The organism is Sphingopyxis sp. (assembly GCF_040216815.1).
GTDB lineage: Bacteria > Pseudomonadota > Alphaproteobacteria > Sphingomonadales > Sphingomonadaceae > Sphingopyxis.
This window is the reverse complement of the sequence record NZ_JAVJOJ010000004.1, coordinates 250,618-269,722: the sequence shown is the minus strand read 5'-3', so window position 1 is coordinate 269,722 and position 19,105 is coordinate 250,618. Positions and strand designations below refer to the sequence as shown.

General features: G+C 64.0%; 15 protein-coding genes and 1 tRNA gene. 6 read left to right on the top strand and 10 right to left on the bottom strand.

Features of this window, described 5'->3' with window-relative positions:
* The first annotated feature begins 2 nt into the window (after window positions 1-2).
* On the top strand, window positions 3-659 hold the full coding sequence (locus RIA72_RS05130; RefSeq protein ID WP_350031245.1) for a Fe2+-dependent dioxygenase: 657 nt from the start codon (window positions 3-5) through the stop codon (window positions 657-659).
* A gap of 33 nt (window positions 660-692) precedes the next feature.
* On the opposite strand, the gene folE is transcribed toward RIA72_RS05130, so the two are convergent.
* The gene (folE, locus tag RIA72_RS05125; protein ID WP_350031244.1) at window positions 693-1,295 is read right to left on the bottom strand and encodes a GTP cyclohydrolase I FolE; all 603 of its coding nucleotides are present in this window, start codon (window positions 1,293-1,295) and stop codon (window positions 693-695) included.
* Window positions 1,296-1,731: 436 nt separating this feature from the next.
* Between folE and RIA72_RS05120 the strand changes: the two genes are divergently transcribed.
* Window positions 1,732-4,734: a TonB-dependent receptor gene (locus tag RIA72_RS05120; protein ID WP_350031243.1), complete on the top strand. Its 3,003-nt coding sequence runs from the start codon at window positions 1,732-1,734 to the stop codon at window positions 4,732-4,734.
* A gap of 147 nt (window positions 4,735-4,881) precedes the next feature.
* Here the strand turns inward: RIA72_RS05120 and RIA72_RS05115 are convergent, their stop codons facing one another.
* The 9 genes from RIA72_RS05115 to katG all read right to left on the bottom strand — a co-directional run bounded on the left by RIA72_RS05115 (window position 4,882) and on the right by katG (window position 14,290).
* On the bottom strand, window positions 4,882-7,455 hold the full coding sequence (locus tag RIA72_RS05115; protein ID WP_350031242.1) for a TonB-dependent receptor: 2,574 nt from the start codon (window positions 7,453-7,455) through the stop codon (window positions 4,882-4,884).
* Between the two features lie 219 nt (window positions 7,456-7,674).
* Window positions 7,675-7,750: transfer RNA gene (locus tag RIA72_RS05110), tRNA-Phe, on the bottom strand.
* A gap of 85 nt (window positions 7,751-7,835) precedes the next feature.
* On the bottom strand, window positions 7,836-8,018 hold the full coding sequence (locus RIA72_RS05105; RefSeq protein ID WP_350031241.1) for a DNA gyrase inhibitor YacG: 183 nt from the start codon (window positions 8,016-8,018) through the stop codon (window positions 7,836-7,838).
* A complete protein-coding gene (locus RIA72_RS05100; protein ID WP_350031240.1) occupies window positions 8,008-9,000 on the bottom strand; it encodes a ribonuclease in 993 nt (330 codons plus the stop codon). Before RIA72_RS05100 ends, RIA72_RS05105 begins: the two co-directional genes overlap by 11 nt.
* Complete coding sequence (locus RIA72_RS05095; protein ID WP_350031685.1) at window positions 8,993-9,565, bottom strand: Maf family protein; 573 nt, start codon at window positions 9,563-9,565, stop codon at window positions 8,993-8,995. The genes RIA72_RS05100 and RIA72_RS05095 overlap by 8 nt, the downstream gene beginning before the upstream one ends.
* A gap of 11 nt (window positions 9,566-9,576) precedes the next feature.
* Window positions 9,577-9,795, bottom strand: a complete 219-nt coding sequence (gene infA, locus RIA72_RS05090) for a translation initiation factor IF-1 (RefSeq protein WP_010162480.1) — start codon at window positions 9,793-9,795, stop codon at window positions 9,577-9,579.
* An 81-nt stretch (window positions 9,796-9,876) separates the two neighbouring features.
* A complete protein-coding gene (locus tag RIA72_RS05085) occupies window positions 9,877-10,743 on the bottom strand; it encodes a cupin-like domain-containing protein (protein ID WP_350031239.1) in 867 nt (288 codons plus the stop codon).
* A complete protein-coding gene (locus tag RIA72_RS05080) occupies window positions 10,740-11,924 on the bottom strand; it encodes a GNAT family N-acetyltransferase (RefSeq protein WP_350031238.1) in 1,185 nt (394 codons plus the stop codon). The genes RIA72_RS05085 and RIA72_RS05080 overlap by 4 nt, the downstream gene beginning before the upstream one ends.
* Before the next feature lie 170 nt (window positions 11,925-12,094).
* Window positions 12,095-14,290: a catalase/peroxidase HPI gene (katG, locus tag RIA72_RS05075; RefSeq protein WP_350031237.1), complete on the bottom strand. Its 2,196-nt coding sequence runs from the start codon at window positions 14,288-14,290 to the stop codon at window positions 12,095-12,097.
* Between the two features lie 350 nt (window positions 14,291-14,640).
* Here katG and RIA72_RS05070 point away from each other — a divergent pair, with 350 nt between their 5' ends.
* The 4 genes from RIA72_RS05070 to ptsP all read left to right on the top strand — a co-directional run bounded on the left by RIA72_RS05070 (window position 14,641) and on the right by ptsP (window position 19,102).
* A complete protein-coding gene (locus tag RIA72_RS05070; protein WP_350031236.1) occupies window positions 14,641-14,796 on the top strand; it encodes a hypothetical protein in 156 nt (51 codons plus the stop codon).
* A gap of 143 nt (window positions 14,797-14,939) precedes the next feature.
* A complete protein-coding gene (locus RIA72_RS05065) occupies window positions 14,940-15,944 on the top strand; it encodes an NAD(P)H-dependent flavin oxidoreductase (protein ID WP_350031235.1) in 1,005 nt (334 codons plus the stop codon).
* A gap of 30 nt (window positions 15,945-15,974) precedes the next feature.
* Window positions 15,975-16,718 (top strand): hypothetical protein, encoded by a 744-nt coding sequence (locus tag RIA72_RS05060; RefSeq protein WP_350031234.1) that lies wholly within the window; start codon window positions 15,975-15,977, stop codon window positions 16,716-16,718.
* 86 nt (window positions 16,719-16,804) lie between these two features.
* Complete coding sequence (gene ptsP, locus RIA72_RS05055) at window positions 16,805-19,102, top strand: phosphoenolpyruvate--protein phosphotransferase (RefSeq protein WP_350031233.1); 2,298 nt, start codon at window positions 16,805-16,807, stop codon at window positions 19,100-19,102.
* Window positions 19,103-19,105: the final 3 nt, after the last annotated feature.

The window sequence follows — 19,105 nt, the reverse complement described above, 5'->3', positions numbered from 1 at the left end:
CGATGTTCAAGCTTGTTCAACTCCTCGACGACCATGCGTTACGCGCGCTGCGCGAGATCGCTGCCCGCGGAACCTTCGTCGATGGCAAGATCAGCAACCCGCATTCAAAGGTGAAGAACAACCTGCAACTGCACGACGCCGCTGCCTATGAACGATCGTCGAAAATCCTGCTCGATGCGATGGTCCAGAATGCGGACTTCATGGAGTTTTCCTTCCCGGCGCGCATCGCCCCCCCGCTGCTCACGCGCTACACGCCTGGCATGCACTATGGGCTGCACCCCGATGCCGCCTTTATCCCGCTGCCCGATGGCCAGCTTCGCACCGACGTAAGCTGTACGGTCTTCCTGAATGACCCCGCCGATTATGAGGGCGGCGCGCTGCACGTAAAGCTTGGCAATGCCGATCTGCGCTTCAAGGAGGCGCCGGGCGTCGCGATCGTCTATCCATCGCACACGTTGCACGAGGTCGAGCCGGTAACGCGCGGGGAACGGCTGGTCGCCATTACCTTTATCCAGAGCCTGATCCCCGACGTCCAGCAACGGAACCTGATGCATGAACTGAACGACGTCGCCGCGCTGGAGGGCGGAAAGATGGAGCCCGCGAATTTCACACGGCTGCAAGCGGTCCAGTATCAACTCTTGCGGATGTGGCGACGCTGATCGTCGTCGTCCCGCGACTGTCGAAGCAATGGATCAATAGCCCATCAGGCTGAGCACTTCCTTGCGGCTGCGCTCGTCCTCAAGAAAACCACCCAGCAGGCGGCTCGTCACCATGCCAACACCGGGGGTGCGGACGCCGCGGCCGGTCATACAGCCATGCTGCGCGTCGATCACTACCGCGACGCCATGCGGCTGGAGATGATCCCAGATGCATTGCGCGACTTCGGCGGTCAGCCGTTCCTGTACCTGCAGCCGCCGCGCATAGCCGTTGAGCACGCGCGCCAGTTTTGAAATGCCGACGACGCGGTTCTTCGGCAGATAGGCGATCGACGCCTTGCCGGTGATCGGCGCCATATGATGTTCGCAATGCGACTGGAACGGGATGTCGCGCAACAGCACAATCTCGTCATAGCCACCGACCTCTTCAAAGGTGCGCGACAGATGGACCGAGGGGTCCTCATCATAACCCGAACAATATTCCTTCCACGCGCGCGCGACGCGCCGCGGCGTGTCGAGCAGGCCCTCGCGCGCCGGATCGTCGCCCGCCCATTCGATCAGCGTGCGCACGGCGTCCGCGACGTGATCCGGCACGACCGGCTTGCCGTCCGGTCCCAACTCCACTCCCATATCGCTCATCGCCCCGCTTTCACTGTTGCCATCATGTCGCACATTTCGGTGTCCCAGAGCCGATAAGCAAGACCGCGACAAGAAGAAATTGTCCTCACCCATCAACTTTACGTTGCGGAATCTTGACTTTTTTCTCGATCCAAGAGGCGCGGTTTCGCGTCCTTTTTCGGGCTGAACAAGTGACTTGACGCTTTCGTCAACTCGGCGCACCCTTAGGAAATACAGAACTCGCTCAAGCGGGTCGTATTCCGGAGAGGCCGTGCGTGTTCCCCGACGCCGGTGGGAGAGGACGATGACCAGCAGAGCTGGCAAGTGGGACACACTTCAGCGCCATGCCGTTCGAGCAGGGACCCCGCTGCCATGTCTGGTCGTTTCCCCTCCCCTTACCACAAATTGACTTTTGGGCGGCCCCGCACAGCGCGGGGCTGAAAAAGGGAGGCTGTAAATGAAGTTCAAGGCACTGATCGGAACCTCGATCCTTGCGATGACGGTCGCGACGCCGGCGATCGCGCAGGATGCGGGAGAAGAGGTCGCGCGCGATGCGTTCGGCGGCGAAATCGTTGTGACGGCACAGCGCCAGTCCGAACGACTGCAGGACGTCCCCATCGCGGTCAGCGCCTTTTCGACCGAGGCGCTCGAAGCGCAACAGATCAAAACCCCGTCCGATCTTCAACTGACCTTGCCCAATGTCACCTTCACCAAAACCAATTTCACCGGTGCCAGCTTCACGATCCGTGGCATCGGCGATCTTTGCGTCGGCACGACCTGCGACAGCGCCACGGCGATCCATCTGAACGGCGATCCGCTATTTTCGACCCGCCTGTTCGAAACGGAATTTTTCGATCTCGAACGCGTCGAAGTGCTGCGCGGGCCGCAGGGCACGCTGTTCGGCCGCAACGCGACCTCCGGCGTGGTCAATGTTATCACCGCCAAGCCCAAGCTTGGAGCGTTCGAAGCTGCTGCCGAGGCCGAATATGGCAATTATGATTCCATGAAGGGCAAGGCGATGGTCAACATCCCCCTTGGCGACACCATGGGGCTTCGTGTTGCGGGCATCTACCTCAACCGCGACGGCTATACGAAGAATGAATTTCTCGACACGCGGATCGACGACCGCGACCTCTATTCGGTCCGCGGCTCGTTCCGCTGGGAACCGACGCCGGACACAACGATCGATCTGATGGCGTCCTATTTCCGCGAGAAGGACCAGCGCACCCGCATTCAGAAGCAGCTTTGCCAGCGCGACCCGACCGGCATCCTCGGCTGCCTCAACAGCCGCCTCGACAATTCGCCCTTCAACGGCAACGCGACCTTTACCGCTGCGCTGACCTCGCGCGAATTCCTGGCCATTCGTGGCATTCCGCAATCCTTCGCGCTCGGCAGCCTCTATGGCCCCGACGTCTACGCCAACACCACGATCCCCGAGGATCCGCGGACGGTGAACACCGCCTATACGCCGAGTTATTTCACCAGCGAACTGACGCTGCAGGGGCAGATCGAGCATAATTTCGGCCCCGTATCGCTGCAGGTTTCGGGCCAGTATCAAAAGGTCAAGCTTGATGCGTCGCAGGACTATAACAGCAATGTCGGCAACCGATCGCTCTATGCGACGGGCCTCGCCACGCTCCAAGCGGCCGCGAGCGGCGCGTTCGGCCCGGCGTTTACACCCTATTTCGCGCCAGTGGCCGCCGCGATAATCCCCAACGGCCCGACCGGCCAGCTTTGTACGTCACTGGCCGAAGAAAGCGGCTATGGCGCCTATGGTGGCAAAAAAATCTGCAGCGACCAGTCGCTCCAGTTCGACCGGTCGAACCAGTATAACAGCAGCTGGTCGGTCGAAGGCATTCTGTCGAGCGACCTCGACGGGCCGTTCAACTTCCTCGTCGGCGGCATCTACGCCGATTACCACCTGACCGAGAACAGCTATTATGTGAACGCCTTTCCGATCGACTATCTGACCGGCGTACTCGGCGCGTTCACCGCGGCGACCAACCCACCCGCCGCGGGTGGTCCGCTCCCACCGTCATTCCTCGCGACACCCTTTTTCCGCAACAACACCGACGATCTGAAAATCCGGTCCTACGGGCTGTTCGGCGAAGCCTATTTCGAGTTCAGCGATCGCCTCAAACTTACCGCGGGTCTTCGGTATAACAATGACAAGAAGAGCGTCCGGGCGCGCTCGACGTTGGCCAGCTTTCTGGCTCCGCACGGCGGAACGGGCAGCGCGTTCGATTCACCCTTCGTCGGCACATTCGATGCCGACCCTGGCACGCCGGGCAACCAGATCATCCAGGAACGTTCGGTCAAGTTCAACAAGCTGACCGGCCGCGCGGTGCTCGACTTCAAGATCACCGACGACAATCTGCTCTATGCCTCCTATTCGCGCGGTTATAAATCAGGGGGTATCAACCCGCCGCTCCAGCCGATCTTCGCAGTGCCCGAAAGCTTCCGGCCCGAACAGGTCGACGCGTTCGAAATCGGGTCGAAAAACACCTTCGGCAACGGCGCGCTTCAGCTGAACCTCACGGCCTTCTATTATAAATACAAAGATTTGCAGCTCAGCAAGATCGTCGCCCGTACCGCGGTCAACGACAATGTCAGCGCCGATATCTATGGCTTTGAGGCCGAAGCGATCGTCCGCCCCGACCCCGATGTCGTCGTCAATCTCGGGTTCAGCTACCTGCACAGCAAAGTCACCGACGACAAGTTCACCAGCAACCCGCGCGACTTTGGCGGCGGGCGCAGCGATGCAGTGATCATCAAGGACATCACCAACGCAGCGAATTGCGCAGTCGCATCGCGATCGGGCAATGCCGCGGGCGTCAATGCGTTCGTGAACGGCGTCCAGACGCTGATCAACCTGGGGATCGTGCCTGGCGTCCAGGCCGGGGCGGGACTGCAACCGACGACGCCGTTCCCGGCCGATGGCGGCATCGCTTCGACGGGCGCTTTCAGCATCTGTGGGGTTATGGAAGCCGCCGCCGCGGGCGCCTTCGCGAACCTGCCCGCGCCGGTGGCAGGCTTGTCGGTCAATCCTGCGGCGCTCGGCGGCGTAGACTATTTCTCCGCCGGCATCCCCGTCAATATCAAGGGCAACCAGCTGCCGCAGGCGCCGAACTACAAGTTCAGCGCCGGCGTGCAATATACGGCGCGGCTGGGGGGCGACATGACGCTCGTTCCCCGCTTCGACCTCGCCTATACCGGCGAAAGCTATGGCAGCATCTTCAACGGCAACGTCAACCGCATCAAGGGCTATGCTCAGGTCAATGCCCAGCTGCAGCTGAACGGCCCCGACGACAAATGGTATGTGAAGGGATTTATCCAGAACATCTTCGACGCCAACAGCGTCACCGGCCTTTACATTACCGATCAGTCGTCGGGCAATTACACCAACATCTTCACCCTTGAACCGCGGCGCTATGGCATCGCGGCGGGCGTGCGATTCTAAGACAACCGCCAGCAACAACGCTGACAATCCCGGCCTCTCGATCGAGAGGCCGGGTTTCTTTTTTTGATCGGGTCAACAAAAGACAGGGGCCGAGCCATCATCCGATGGCCCGGCCCCTTCGCGATCCTGATTGACCAGTGCGCTCGATCAGAATTTCGCGCGCAGCTTCACCCCATAGAGCCGCGGCGGCGCCGGATAGACGGCAAAGCTCGCGCTCTGTTCGGGGATCGGGAAAGCGGTGATGTGGTAATATTTGTTGAAAAGATTTTCGACGTAGAATTCGACCGCATAATTCTGGTCGGGGCCGAAGTTCAGCCCCGCCCGCGCGTTGACGATCGTATAGCCATCGTTGGTGGTGAACGGCACCGCGACCGGATCGTTCATCGTGTTGGCATCGCTGTTCGTGCGCCAGTCGACATGCAGCAGGCCGCCGACATTGCTGCTGATCTGCGGCGTCCATGTGACCGCGCCGGTGACGACATGCTTGGGCGAATTGGTCAGCGGCAGGCCGTTGTCGTCGCCCGCGACCGGATCCTTCACCTCGGTGTCCACATAGGAGTAGCCGAGCACGATGTTGAGGTTCGGGGCCGGACGGATCACCGACTCCAGCTCGACCCCCTTGGCAACCACCTTGTCGAAATTCTGAACGACGAAGTTGTTCCCCTCGAACGTCAGGTTCTGATAGCCCTTGAGCTCGGTGTAGAAGGCGTTGGCGTTGAACTGGAAGGCGCTGCTGAGGTCGGTCTTGACGCCGAATTCGAACGAATCGACATCCTCGTTCCCGAACTCAAGGTCGGACGCCTGCGCGCCGTTACCGCCAAGGAAGGCGGTGTCGAACGACCCGCGGTCGAGGTTGTAACCGCCCGATTTATAGCCGCGGTCATAACCGCCATAGACCATGACACGATCGTCGAGCTTGACCGACAGCTTCGCCGTTCCGGTGAGTTTGCTCTCGCTGCGCTTGTCGCGATAAACCCCGTTGAATTCGGGGTTCACCACCGGGTTGCAGACGAGGTTGAAGATCGCATTGCCGAGACCCGACGGAAGCCCCCCCAACGCCTGGCGGAAAAGGCCGTAGCGCGTGCTCTGCAAGGTCGCGCAGCTGGGAAGGTTCGACTGAAGATCGGCGTTCAGCTTCTTCGATTCATGGTTGTAGCGCAGACCAAGGGTCAGCGAGACATTGTCGTTGAAGTCGATGATATTGTGCGTGAACAGCGCAAAGGCTTCGGTGTTCACGCGGTAGCTGTCGGCAATCTGGCCCTGCCCCGCCTGCGGCGCGGGAAGCGGCGCCAGGAAGGTGTCGAGCACGCCGGCTTGCGCCGCCGCCGCCGCGAGTTGCGGGTTCGACGCCAGCAGCACCTGGCCCACCAGCGGCGCATTCGGGATCGACTGGAAAATCTGGAAACCCGTCGGCCCGGGCACCGACGCATCGGTCAGCGCATTAATAAAGGCGTCGACATATTGCGCGCCCTGCGTACCGAAGCGCGTGCGTTCGGTATATTTCAGCTTTTCGTTGAGATAAAAGCCGCCGATCAACCAGTCGACATGGTCGTCGAACGCCGTGCCCTTCAGGCGGATTTCCTGCGTGAAATCGCGCATCCCGATCGGCATATTTTCACGATAGGCACGGTCGATGCCCGAAAAGTCGACGTCCATGCCGCGCGTCGCCTTCCAGTCGCGCCACGCGGTGATCGACGTCAGTTCGACGCCGCCCAGATCCCAGTCGAGCTGGCCCGATACGCCCCATTCGCGCATCTTTTCGGTCAAGTCACGATTCGGCGAATAAGCGACTTCGCGGTCCTTGGGATTGAAGGGCGTCACGATGCCCGTCAGACCGTTGGCGGCGGCAAGGCCCTGAATGACCGCGCTCGCGGCAAAGGCCGGCGTTCCCGGCTGCGCAAAGCCCGAATTGGTGTTGAGCGCGCCGCAACATTGCTCGTCGGTCTTGGCATAGTCGGCGATCAGGCGGAAAGACACATCGTCCTTTTCGAACAAGGCCTGGCCGCGCACCGACCAGCGGTCTAGGTCGTTGAAACGGCGATCGCTGTTGACGTCTTTGATATAGCCGTCGCGCTTGTGATAACCGCCGTCAAGCCGCAGCGCGAGCGTTTCGGAGACCGGCCCGGTGACACCGGCCTTGAGTTCGATCTCGTCCAGATTTCCATAGCTTGCCTCGGCATAGCCGCCGAGATTGAAGCTCGGTTTCTGTGTCACGATGTTCAGCGCGCCGGCGGATGTGTTGCGGCCGAACAGCGTTCCCTGCGGCCCGCGCAGCACTTCGACGCGGTCGATCGGCGGCAGGTCGGCAAGCGCAAGGCCCGCGCGCGCGCGGAACACGCCGTCGACAAAGACCCCGACCGACGGCTCGAAACCCGGATTGTCGCCCGCGGTGCCGATCCCGCGAATGCGCAGCACAACGCCGGTCGCCGAAGACTGGCCGGTCGTGGCCTGAAAGCTCGGCGCGATCTGGCGAAGCCCGCGAATATCGCTGATGCCCGAATTTTCGAGCTGCTCGCCGCCGACCACATTGACCGCGATCGGAATATCCTGCGAACGCTGCGCCCGGCCCGTCGCGGTGACGATGATGTCGTTGCCATAGTCGGTGTCGTCGAACGTCTCGGCGGCGTCGCCGGCGGGTGCCGTATTCTGGGCAAAGGCGATGGCGGGGGTGGTCGCGGCGCACAGCATGGTGGCGCCCAACAAGATGTTGCGCAAAGTCATGGCTAAGGTCTCTCTCTCCAAAACCGCCGCGGCGCAGCCAAAGGCTTATCGGGAGATGCCCGGCGGTAGCCATCAGGTCTAGCGCGCGCCGCCCCCGCGTCAACGCGCGCGCAACCAAACCACCAGAATTTCTGGCGATTAGTGATACAAAAGCAACAGTTTACGCTACGGAAGCGTCACCGCCCCGTCACAAAGGCAATCATGCGACCACTAGGAAAGTGGTGCCTGGGGACGGGATCGAACCGCCGACACTGCGATTTTCAGTCGCATGCTCTACCAACTGAGCTACCCAGGCAAGGCGCTTGCGGCCGGTCGGCCGCGCTGGCGAGCGGCGGCTATAGGCAGGGCGCTACGTCCTGTCCAGCACCTTTATTCGGGAATTATCCTTCGTCGGACCTGTCGTCGTCGGCAGTGCCGTCAGGCGCCTGATGCGCAGGCACGCGATAGGTTTCGCCGAACCAGCCGAGCAGGTCGCGGTCGCGGCAGCCACGGCTGCAAAAGGGTTTGAAGTCGGGATCGCGCGGCTTACCGCACAGCGGACAATGAGGTTCTTTACTGGGCATGGCCTGTTCCTTTCACCGCCGCATCGGCGGCTAGCCTGACCGCGCGCCCGCTGCGCTGCTGCAACAGGTCGATCCAGTCGGGCCGGGCCGCGATATGGTCGATCACCGCAGGCCGCGCAGTCAGGGTGAGTGTGCCCGTCCCCGTCGCACGCTCACCCTGTCGCAGCAACAGCGCAGCATCGGTCCGCACCGGGTCAAGGCATATCTGCTCGATCAGCGACGCTCGATCGCGGCGGCGAACGATCTGCATGAAACCGAAACCGTTGACCGCGGTGCGCTCAAAGGGCGGCGGCAGGGCCGTATCAACCGCAGCGTCAATCGCCTGCCGCTCGGCGCGTCCCGGCAGCGAAGGAAAGTCGATGCCGATCGACCCGCCGATACCGCAGCGGCGAATCACGGCTGCGGCCTCTGCCGCGCCGGTCCTCGCGAGGGCCAGCGGATCGCCCTCACCGTCAATGTCGATCAGCACCATCGCCGGGGTCGCATCGACCCACAGGGCGCCGCCGGCAAAAGCCCAGTGGCCGGTGCGCACATTGTCGATCAGTTCGGACCAGCCCGCCTCTTCGAGCCGGTCGGAGCCCGCCGGATGCAGCGTGGCAACGGGCAAGCCGCTCGCCGCGATCTGCGCGGCCAGGTCGGGCCCATCGCCAAGCGGCGCGCCCGGTTCCGCCATGCGGGCCCGCGCGGGCTTGTCACGGCCGCGTTCGCTGAGCGCCATGCGGGTGATTTCAACGATGATGCGCGCGCCGGTCGAAGTCGCCCGCGGCAGTCCGGTGAGCATTGCCGCGGGCTCGCCGGGCCAGTCGAGCTGGGCCAGCGCGCCCTTGCCGCCGCGCCCTGCCTCGACCAGCCTTGCAGCGACGACCGCGCCCACGCGTGGCCCTTCATCGTCGCGCTCGATCCGCGCCTCGACGATTGCGCCGTCCTCGACCAGCGCGGCGCGCGTCTCGCCGATCCCGGCTTCGTAAAGCCACTCAGCCAAGCGGGATTCCTGCGCTGGTGAGCAGGCTGCGCGTTTCGAACAGCGGCAGGCCGACGACGTTCGAATGGCTGCCCGACAGGAAGCGGACGAAGGTTTCAGCGCGCCCCTGGATCGCATAGCCGCCCGCCTTGCCCATGCCCTCGCCGCTCGCGACATAGGTATCGATCTCGGCGCCGCTCAGCACCTTGAAGGCAACGATCGTGTCGACCGTCCGCACCCGCGCCTTCCCGTCGGCGCCGACCACGCATACGCCCGACCAGACATGATGACGGCGTCCCGACAGCAAGGCGAGCATGCGCCGCAGATCGGCCTCGTCGGCCGGCTTTTCCAGGATGCGGCGTCCGACGGCCACCGTGGTGTCGCCCGCGAGCACGACTTCATCGGCTTCGCGCGCAACCGCCAGCGCCTTGCCGCGCGCAAGCCGGGCGACATAATCGCGCGGCAGCTCGCCCTTCAGCGGCGTTTCGTCGATTTCAGGGGCCGCGATGCGCGCCGGAACCACGCCGATGCGCGCCAGCAATTCGCGCCGCCGCGGCGAGGTCGAAGCCAATACCAGCGCGGGCACGGTCGCCGCGCTCACTTGAAGCGATAGGTGATCCGACCCTTGGTCAGGTCATAGGGGGTCAGCTCGACGAGCACTTCGTCGCCGACGAGCACGCGGATGCGGTTCTTGCGCATCTTGCCCGCGGTGTGACCCAGAATCTCGTGGTCGTTTTCCAGTTTGACGCGAAACATCGCGTTGGGCAGCAGTTCGACCACCTGGCCGCGCATTTCCAGAAGTTCTTCTTTCGCCATCTATCCTCTATGGGCTCGAAATTTCAGGATGCGCGCCCATAACCGCAATCGCCACCAATTGAAAGCAATCTGTCGCAACCGCTATTTTACCACCCGCAGCTTGCGCGCGACGCGCCAGCCCAGGCTTCGTACCCGCGCGTGGCGTGGCCAGCGCGGCGGCATTGCGGCATCGATACCGAAACGGCGGAGCGCGGCGTTGGCGGCATGGGCTTCGGATTCGCGATAGCTCCATTCGCTGCGCCAGGTGATCGACAGCGAGATCGAGGACGCATCGCCATTGGCGACGAAATGCGGCGCCATTACGGGCATCAGTACGGCATCGCCCGCGGCGAGGGGCACCTGCTGCGCCGCACTGCGGAACGATTCCTGCCACGGCAGGTTGCGATGCCCCCCGCTGTGATAGCGTTCGTGTTCGATGCGATGCGCAAAGCGTTCGTCGCCCGCGGGCCAGACGTGCATCACCTTGCTGCCGCGAAGCTGGAGCAGGATATTATGTTCGGGATCGAAGTGGAACGGGGTGATCGAGCCCGGCGACGAAATGAAGATAAAGCCCTGCGGCGTCAGCATCGCCCCCGTGCGCGGCAGGACGACAGGCTCCAGCTCGCCGAGCAGTTTCATCAGGAGCGCGCGATATTCGGGGATCGCCTCGATATTCTTGAGCACCGCCCAGCTGCCGTTGGTGTCGATCGTGCGAATTGTCTCGCCGATCGACAAGCCGTTCGAGGGAATATCCTCGGGCCGGATGCCGACGGGTAGATCGCCCGGATTATATTCAGCGGCACCGGCGGGCAACGCCTCGCCCAGCCGCGCCAGCGCCTCGATCGAAAGCAACGGATGGTCGGGCAGATGATGATGGATCAGCCCCGCCTCCGCCGGATAGAGTTCGGCCATCCGTGCCAGCGTTTCGGCGGGAAAGACGGGGCGGTCGATGGTCTGGTGCACGGTCATGTCGGGCTTTCTACTTCATTCGGGCCGACGGGGGCACCCTTCCAGCGCCGCCATGCCCGTTCGGCGCGCGCGAGCAGCGCAAAGCGGAACCGGTCGGCGCGTCCGGCCAGCGGAACATTGATCCACACGAGCGCGCGGCGTTCGCGCCAGACGCTGTCGATCATCGGGTGGCCCGGCGCCGCGCAGCTGTCGGTCCATGCGATGCGCCGATCGTCGAGCAGATCCAGATTCGCCTGTTGCAGCAGCACGCCGGGTGAAAAGCGCGCATAATCCTCGTCGAACGCGGTCTTGAACGAAAAGCCGCCCGGCGGGCAAAGGAAGTTGACGAGCAGCGCGAGCGGTCGGCCGCCCAGATCGAGCGCGCGCATGTCGAGCCGCCCCGCGGCAGCGGCGGCGGGAATGATCGCGCGGAACCAGGCCTGGGTGTCGTTCTGGCTCGCAAGCGCCGACCCCGCACGCCCCTTCCATCCGCGCGCCTCCAGGTCGAGGAAGGCGTCGATCCACGCGTCGACTCCCTCGCCCGCCTGCCAGCGGCGAAAGGCGACATCGCCCTGTTCGGCCAGCCGGTTCGCCTGTCGCCGAAGCTCCTTGCGCTTTTTCGCACGCACCGCCGCATCCCAATAAGCGGCGGGCGAAAGGTCGCTTTCGAGCAAGGCGCGCTCCTCCCGATGGACGATCTCGGCCGCCGCGCCGCGCTGGCGCGCGGTTTCGAGCAACGCGCGGGTGAGCGGCCCCTCCTCGGTCAGCCGGGGGAGATGCAGCATCGTGCGCGCCCAACCCGCCGCATCGCACCAGGCGAGCAGGATCGACCAGAACAGGCTCTCCATTCCGGCACGCACCAGCGGAACGCCCAGGAAGTGATTGGGATGTGCCCAGCCGGTGACATGGGCAAAGGGCAAGCGTCCATAATGCGACGCGGGCGCAAGCGGCATCACACCGATCAGCGGACCATCGGCCCCGCCCTGCACGACGACAAGCCGCGCGCGACGTTCGGGGTCGAGCAGGTGGAGCGCCGATTGCAGGCACCAGCGCTCAAGGAAGGGGTTGGGCTCGCTCGCTTCGTCGGCAAGCCGATCCCACGCCGCCGCAAGCCCGCTCGACAGCGCGAGCGGATCGACGACGCGAACCGCCAGCGGAGCGGCGTCGATGCTGTTCACCGGAAAGGCTGGATGGACCGTCATCGGCAAGAGTCTAGCAGCGAAGCGTTAAGATCGCGTGCTGATTCGCGCGCGGAAGGGGCGATGGCGACCCGGCGCGGCCCCGCTCTCCGCCACCCGCAAAAAAGAACCCGCCCTCCGGGCCCATGTCCCCGGGGGCGGGTTCGCGACCCGTCGTCTGAGGCGGATGCCGATCAGGCGAGGTCGAAACGGTCGGCGTTCATCACCTTGGTCCAGGCCCGGACGAAGTCCTTGACGAATTTTTCGCCGCTGTCGGACTGCGCATAGACCTCGGCGACCGCGCGCAGCTCCGAGTTGGAACCGAAGATCAGGTCGGCGCGCGTCGCGCGCCACGTTTCGCCGCCGCCTTTGCGATCCGTCGCGACATATTCCTGATCGTCCGAGCCATCCACGGCCTTCCACACGTTGGTCATGTCGAGCAGGTTGACGAAGAAGTCGTTGGTGAGCTGTCCCGACCGCTTGGTGAAATGACCGTGGCCGCGCTCGCCATGGTTGGCGCCGAGGACGCGGAGCCCACCGATCAGCACCGTCATTTCGGGCACCGACAGACCGAGCAGCGACGCGCGGTCGAGCATCATTTCCTCGATCTTCACCGCCAGCTTCTTCTTGCCGACATAGTTGCGGAAGGCGTCGGCTTCGGGCTCCATCACCTCAAAGCTCTCGATATCGGTCTGCTCCTGCGTCGCGTCGCCGCGGCCGCCGGTGAAAGGCACCGCGACATTGAAGCCCGCGTCCTTGATCGCCTTTTCAAGACCCACGACGCCGCCAAGCACGATCGCATCGGCCATCGACATCGACCCGCGCAACCCGTCGAGCGTACCCAGCACCTGTGCAAGCATGGCAGGTTCGTTGACCTCCCAGTCCTTCTGCGGCGCGAGGCGCACGCGCGCGCCGTTGGCGCCGCCGCGGAAGTCCGACTTGCGATAGGTGCTCGCCGACGCCCAGGCAGTCTTGATCAGCTGGCTGACGGTCAGCCCCGACGCGGCGATCTTTTCCTTCACCGCCTTGACGTCGGCGTCCGTCGGCATCGTTCCCGCGGGGATCGGATCCTGCCAGATCAGGTCTTCGGCAGGAACTTCGGGACCGAGGTAACGGATTTTCGGGCCCATATCGCGGTGAGTCAGCTTGAACCAGGCGCGCGCGAACGCATCCTTGAACGCCTCATGGTCCTTGCGGAACCGCTCGCTGATCGCGCGGTATGCGGGATCGCGCTTCAGCGCCATGTCGGCGGTGGTCATCATCGTCGGGACCTTGATGGTCGGATCCCACGCGGCCGGGGCCATATCCTCCTCTTTCTGATCGATCGGCTGCCACTGGTAGGCGCCGGCAGGCGACTTCACCAGTTCATAGTCATAGTCGAACAGCAGGCGGAAATAATTTTCGGTCCACTCGCGCGGCGTGTTGGTCCACGCGCCTTCGATGCCGCTGGTGACGGTATGTTCGCCGATGCCGCCGCTTTCATGGCCGCTGACCCAGCCGAAACCCTGCGCGGCCAAGTCGCCGCCCGCGGGAGCCGCGCCGAGCAGCGAGGCGTCGCCATTGCCATGCGCCTTTCCGAAGGTATGGCCGCCGGCGGTCAGCGCAACGGTTTCTTCGTCGTTCATCGCCATGCGCAGAAAGGTTTCCTTCATGTCGCGCGCCATGCCCTCATCGTCGTGGGGATTGCCCTGCGGCCCTTCGGGATTGACATAGATCAGGCCCATCTGGATCGCGGCGAGCGGACCTTCGATCGTCTCCATCCCCTTCGCCGGGTCGATGCGCGTCTGGACGCCCTGGTTGACCCACTTGTCCTCGCTGCCCCAGTAAATGTCGCGCTCGGGCTCATAGACGTCGACGCGGCCGCCGCCGAAGCCGAACACCGGCCCGCCCATGCTTTCGATCGCGACATTGCCGGCGAGGATGAAGAGGTCGGCCCAGCTGATCCGGTTGCCATATTTCTGCTTGATCGGCCAAAGCAGACGGCGCGCCTTGTCGAGATTGCCATTGTCGGGCCAGCTGTCGAGCGGCGCAAAGCGCTGTTGCCCGCTGTTTGCGCCGCCGCGACCGTCGGCGGTGCGATAGGTGCCCGCGGCATGCCACGCCATGCGAATGAAAAAGGGGCCGTAATGGCCATAGTCGGCCGGCCACCATGGCTGACTGTCCGTCATCAGCGCGGTAAGGTCATCCTTCAGCGCCTGATAATCGAGCGACTTGAACGCCTTGGCATAATCGAAATCCTCGCCCATCGGGTTCGACGGACCATTGGGATTGAGGATCTCGGTCGCCAGCATGTCGGGCCACCAATCCTTGTTGGTCCGTCCGAGCAACGCGCGCACGCCGCCCGGCTGATGAACCGGGCAGCCGCTTCCGATGGGGGTCTGGTCGTTCATGCAGTCTCTCCTCTTCGATTTATCTGACGGTGATGGGCGAATGCGATGACGGGCGCATGACGCAGCGCCCAGGTGGTCGCCTGGGCACAGTCGGCACGGGCGGACGTCGAGTCGATAGTGTCATCCTTTCGTTCTGACGGGAAGGATAGGCCGCGCCGTCCGATCGACATAACCGAATAAGCTGAATTCAGTCATCGAATGAAGCGATCAACCGTGGCGGATGCCGGAGAACGGGGCGCCCGTCTCGCCGCTGCCACGTCCCGGCGATTCGGGCGCAACATCGGCCCTCGGGTCCGGGTTGGTCCGGTGTCGTCCCACAATGGGGTGGGATGGCTGAGAGGAGATGGAAAGTGGCTAACAACCCTAACGAGCAGAACCAGAAAAACCCGCAGGCGGACCGCGACGAAGAACAGCGCCGCCGGCAGCAACAGCAGCAGGGCGGCGAGCAGCGCCAGCCCGGCAGCGACCAGCGTTCCGACCAGGACCGCGATCCGCAGCAGCGCTGACTATCAGCCTGCACAGAAAGGGCCGCCCCGTGGGGCGGCCCTTTTCCTTTGCGCGGCGAACTGACTCTCCGTCACGATGAGCTGTCAGCGCGATCATAGCTATCCATTGCGCCGAAACGCCCGGGCTGGCAAAGGCGGCATCAATGAGCAAAATTCACGAACTGATGGCCCGCGGGACCGATCTCCTCGGCAGCGACTACGCCATCCTCTGCGGTGCGATGAGCTGGGTTTCCGAGCGCCATCTGGTCAGCGCGATCAGCAATGCCGGTGGCTTTGGCGTGATCGCCTGCGGTGCGATGACGCCGGAGCTTCTGGATGCCGAAATCGCCGCAACCAAGGCGATGGCGACGCGCAATTTCGGCGTCAACCTGATCACCATGCACCCGCAATTGTTCGACCTGATCGATATATGCGCCAAGCATGGCGTCGGCCATGTCGTTCTGGCAGGCGGCCTGCCGCCAAAGGGCAGCCTCGAAGCCATCAAGGCGTCGGGCGCCAAGGTCATCTGCTTTGCGCCGACGCTGGCGCTTGCCAAAAAGCTCGTGCGGTCGGGCGTCGATGCGCTGGTGATCGAAGGGATGGAGGCGGGCGGCCATATCGGCCCCGTCTCGACGAGCGTGCTGGCGCAAGAGATTCTGCCGTCGCTGGCCGACGAACTTCCCATCTTCGTCGCCGGCGGCATCGGCCGGGGCGAAGCGATCGCCGCCTATCTGGAAATGGGGGCGTCGGGGGTCCAGCTCGGCACGCGCTTCGTCTGCGCGACTGAGAGCATCGCGCATCCCAATTTCAAAAAGGCGTTCATGCGCGCGTCCGCGCGCGAGGCGGTGGCAAGCGTGCAGATCGATCCGCGCCTGCCGGTCATCCCCGTTCGCGCACTCAAAAACGCTGGCACGGAGGCCTTTACTGCAAAGCAGCGCGAAGTCGCCAACAAGCTCGATGCCGGCGACGTCGACATGGCCGCAGCGCAGCTTGAGATCGAGCATTATTGGGCGGGCGCGTTACGCCGCGCGGTCATCGACGGCGACGTCGAAAACGGGTCGTTAATGGCAGGGCAATCTGTCGGTATGGTATCCGAAGAAGAGAGTGCGGCCGAAATCGTCGCATCGCTGGTGCAACAGGCCGAAGCGGCCTTGCACGCCCGGGGCTAATGCCGCATTTTTCGCGGTTGGGGAGTGGTCATGAATTTGTCGCGTAAGATCATCGTAGCCGGCCTGCTGGCGAGCGTCGCTGCCTGTGCACCGAAACCGCCTCCGCCCCCTCCTCCGCCGCCGCCCGCACCGCCGGTCGTGATCATTCCGCCGCGCCCGCAGCCGCCGGGCAACGCATCGCTCACGCAGATTCTTCCCGGCCGCGGAATCGACGGGAAATTCGTTACCGCAAACAGCGGCATTACCGGCGAGCGCGCCTTCTGGCAGCTCAAGATCGGGCTCAACGTCGCGGCGATCGGCTGCCGCGGCCTCGAGGAATCGACGCTCGTTGCCGCCTACAACACGATCGTCAAGACGCACGGCAAAACGATCCGCGACACCGAAAAGTCGGTGATCCGCGATCTTGGCAAGGAAACCAGAACCAACGGAACCGCCGCGCGCGACCGGCTGTCGACGCAGCTTTTCAATTATTTCGCGCAGCCGCCGGCACAGCGCGCGTTCTGCGCACGGGCGAACGAAATCGCGCAGATCATCTCAACGACGCCGAGCGCCCAACTTGTCGAGCAGGCGCCGACCCATCTGGTGCGCCTCGACGAACCCTTCACCGACTTTTACGAAGCCTATGCCCAATATCAGGCCGATGTGGCTGCGTGGGACGCGAAATATGCCCCGCGCCCCATGCCGATGACCGAGCCCGCGCCGACCGCATCGGCAATGCCCGCCGACCCCAATGACCCGGCCGCGGCTTCCGCCATTCCGCCGTCCGGCCATTAAAGCGGGAGCCGACTGCATAGGAATAGATGGCGTAATCGCGCGCGAGCTATTGGCGCGCGCGGCATCCTTCTGATAGCAGGAGGGCGATGACCAACGCACCGCCCCCGCCCTCGTCGGCCGCCCAGTCCGCCCGCAACATATTGACGCGGCTGCACGAGGTCATGGCATCGCGTGCCAATGCGCAGGGCAAGCTCAATCAGGTTGTCGGCATCATCGGCGAATGCCTCGATAGCGAGGTCTGCTCGATCTACCTTCTGCGCGAGGGCGCGCTTGAACTTTATGCGACGCGCGGGCTGAAACAGGAAGCCGTGCATGTCACCCGCCTTGGCCTTGGCGAAGGACTTGTGGGGACGATCGCCGAACACATCGAAACGCTGAACCTCGACGAAGCGGCGGCGCACCCCGACTTCTCCTACCGCCCGGAAACGGGCGAAGAACTTTTTCACAGCTTTGCCGGGGTGCCGATCATTCGCCGCGAACGGGCGGTCGGCGTGCTCTGCGTCCAGCACGCCGATCCGCGCCGCTATGACGATATAGAGATTGAAACATTGCAGACGGTCGCGATGGTTCTGTCCGAACTGATCGCCAATGCCGACCTGGTCGACACGGCCGCGCGAACCGACGCCGCCGCGACCGACCAGTCGGCGCAGCGGCTGAGCGGACAGAAACTGGTCGACGGCATGGGCGCCGGGGTCGCGGTGTTTCATCAGCCGCGCATCACCATCGAACATACGGTCGCCGACGATACCGAGGCCGAACGGCACCGCGTCTATGCCGCGTTCGACAAGATGCGCGAACAGATCGACCGCATGGCAAGCCAGGCCGAGTTCGGCGTCGGCGGCGAGCATGAGGAGGTGCTCGAAACCTACAAGATGTTCGCCTATGACGAGGGCTGGTCGCGGCGGATCAACGAAGCGATCGACAGCGGCCTGACCGCCGAGGCGGCGATCGAACGCGTCCAGCAACGCACCCGGATGCGAATGCGCCAGATCGACGACCCGCTGCTGCGCGACCGGATGCACGACCTGGAAGATCTGTCGAACCGGCTGATCCGCATCGTGTCGGGACAGATGGGCACCGCGGCGCAGATGGGCCTCAGGCAGGATTCGATCCTGATCGCGCGCAATCTCGGCCCCGCCGAACTGCTCGAATATGACCGGCGGCGACTGAAGGGCGTCGTACTGGAAGAAGGCTCGCTCACCGCGCACGTCATCATCGTCGCGCGAGCGATGGGGGTACCGGTGATAGGCCGCGTCCGCGACGTCCGCACTTCGATCCGCGAGGGCGATTTGCTGCTGCTCGATGCGAGCGCAGGCACGGTGCAGGTTCGCCCGACCCCGGCGGTACAGGAAGCGTTCGACGCCAAGCTCGAAATCTCGCAAAAGCGCCGCGCCAACCTCGCCGCGCTGCGCGATCTGCCCGCAATCACCAAGGACGGCGTGGCGATCGAGTTGATGATCAACGCAGGGCTGCGCGAAGATGTGGCCGCACTCGACCTGACCGGCGCGCGCGGCATCGGCCTGTTCCGCACCGAGTTCCAGTTCCTCGTGTCGGCGACCCTGCCCGCGCGCGAGCGGCAGCAGCGGCTCTATCGCGACGTGCTCGACGCCGCAGGTGATCGGCCGGTGATCTTTCGCACCGTCGACATCGGCGGCGACAAGGCGCTGCCCTATATGAATGTCGGTGACAGCGCGCAGGAGGAAAATCCGGCGATGGGCTGGCGCGCGCTGCGGCTCGCGCTCGAACGCGAAGGCCTTTTGAAGGTGCAGGCACGCGCACTGATGGAGGCCGCGGCGGGCCGGACGCTCAATGTCATGTTCCCGATGGTGTCCGAACCCTGGGAATATGAAGCGGCGCGCAGCCTGTTCGTCGGCCAGCGCACATGGCTGGCCAGCCACAACAAGAAGCTCCCCGTCGCGATCCGTTATGGTGCGATGCTGGAGGTGCCGGGGCTGGTCGAAACGCTCGACCTGATGCTGCCGCACCTCGACTTCCTCTCGATCGGCACCAACGATCTCACCCAGTTCCTCTTCGCGGCCGACCGCGCGCACCCGCGGCTCGCCGAGCGGTACGACTGGTTGTCGCCGACGGTGATGCGCTACCTCGCCCGCGTGGTGAAGATCGTGTCGGGGTCGAAGGTCGCGCTCGGCGTCTGCGGCGAAATGGGCGGGCGCCCTCTGGAAGCGATGGCGCTGCTCGGGCTCGGCATCGAACGCCTGTCAATCACGCCCGCAGGCGTCGGTCCCGTAAAGGCCATGATCCGGTCGCTGGACCTTGCCAAGCTGCGCGCCGACATGCCGGCGATCCTGGCCCAGCCATCGTCAGACCCGCGCAAACAATATCACGACTGGGCGGCGCGGCATCGGGTCGATCTGGGGGATTGAACT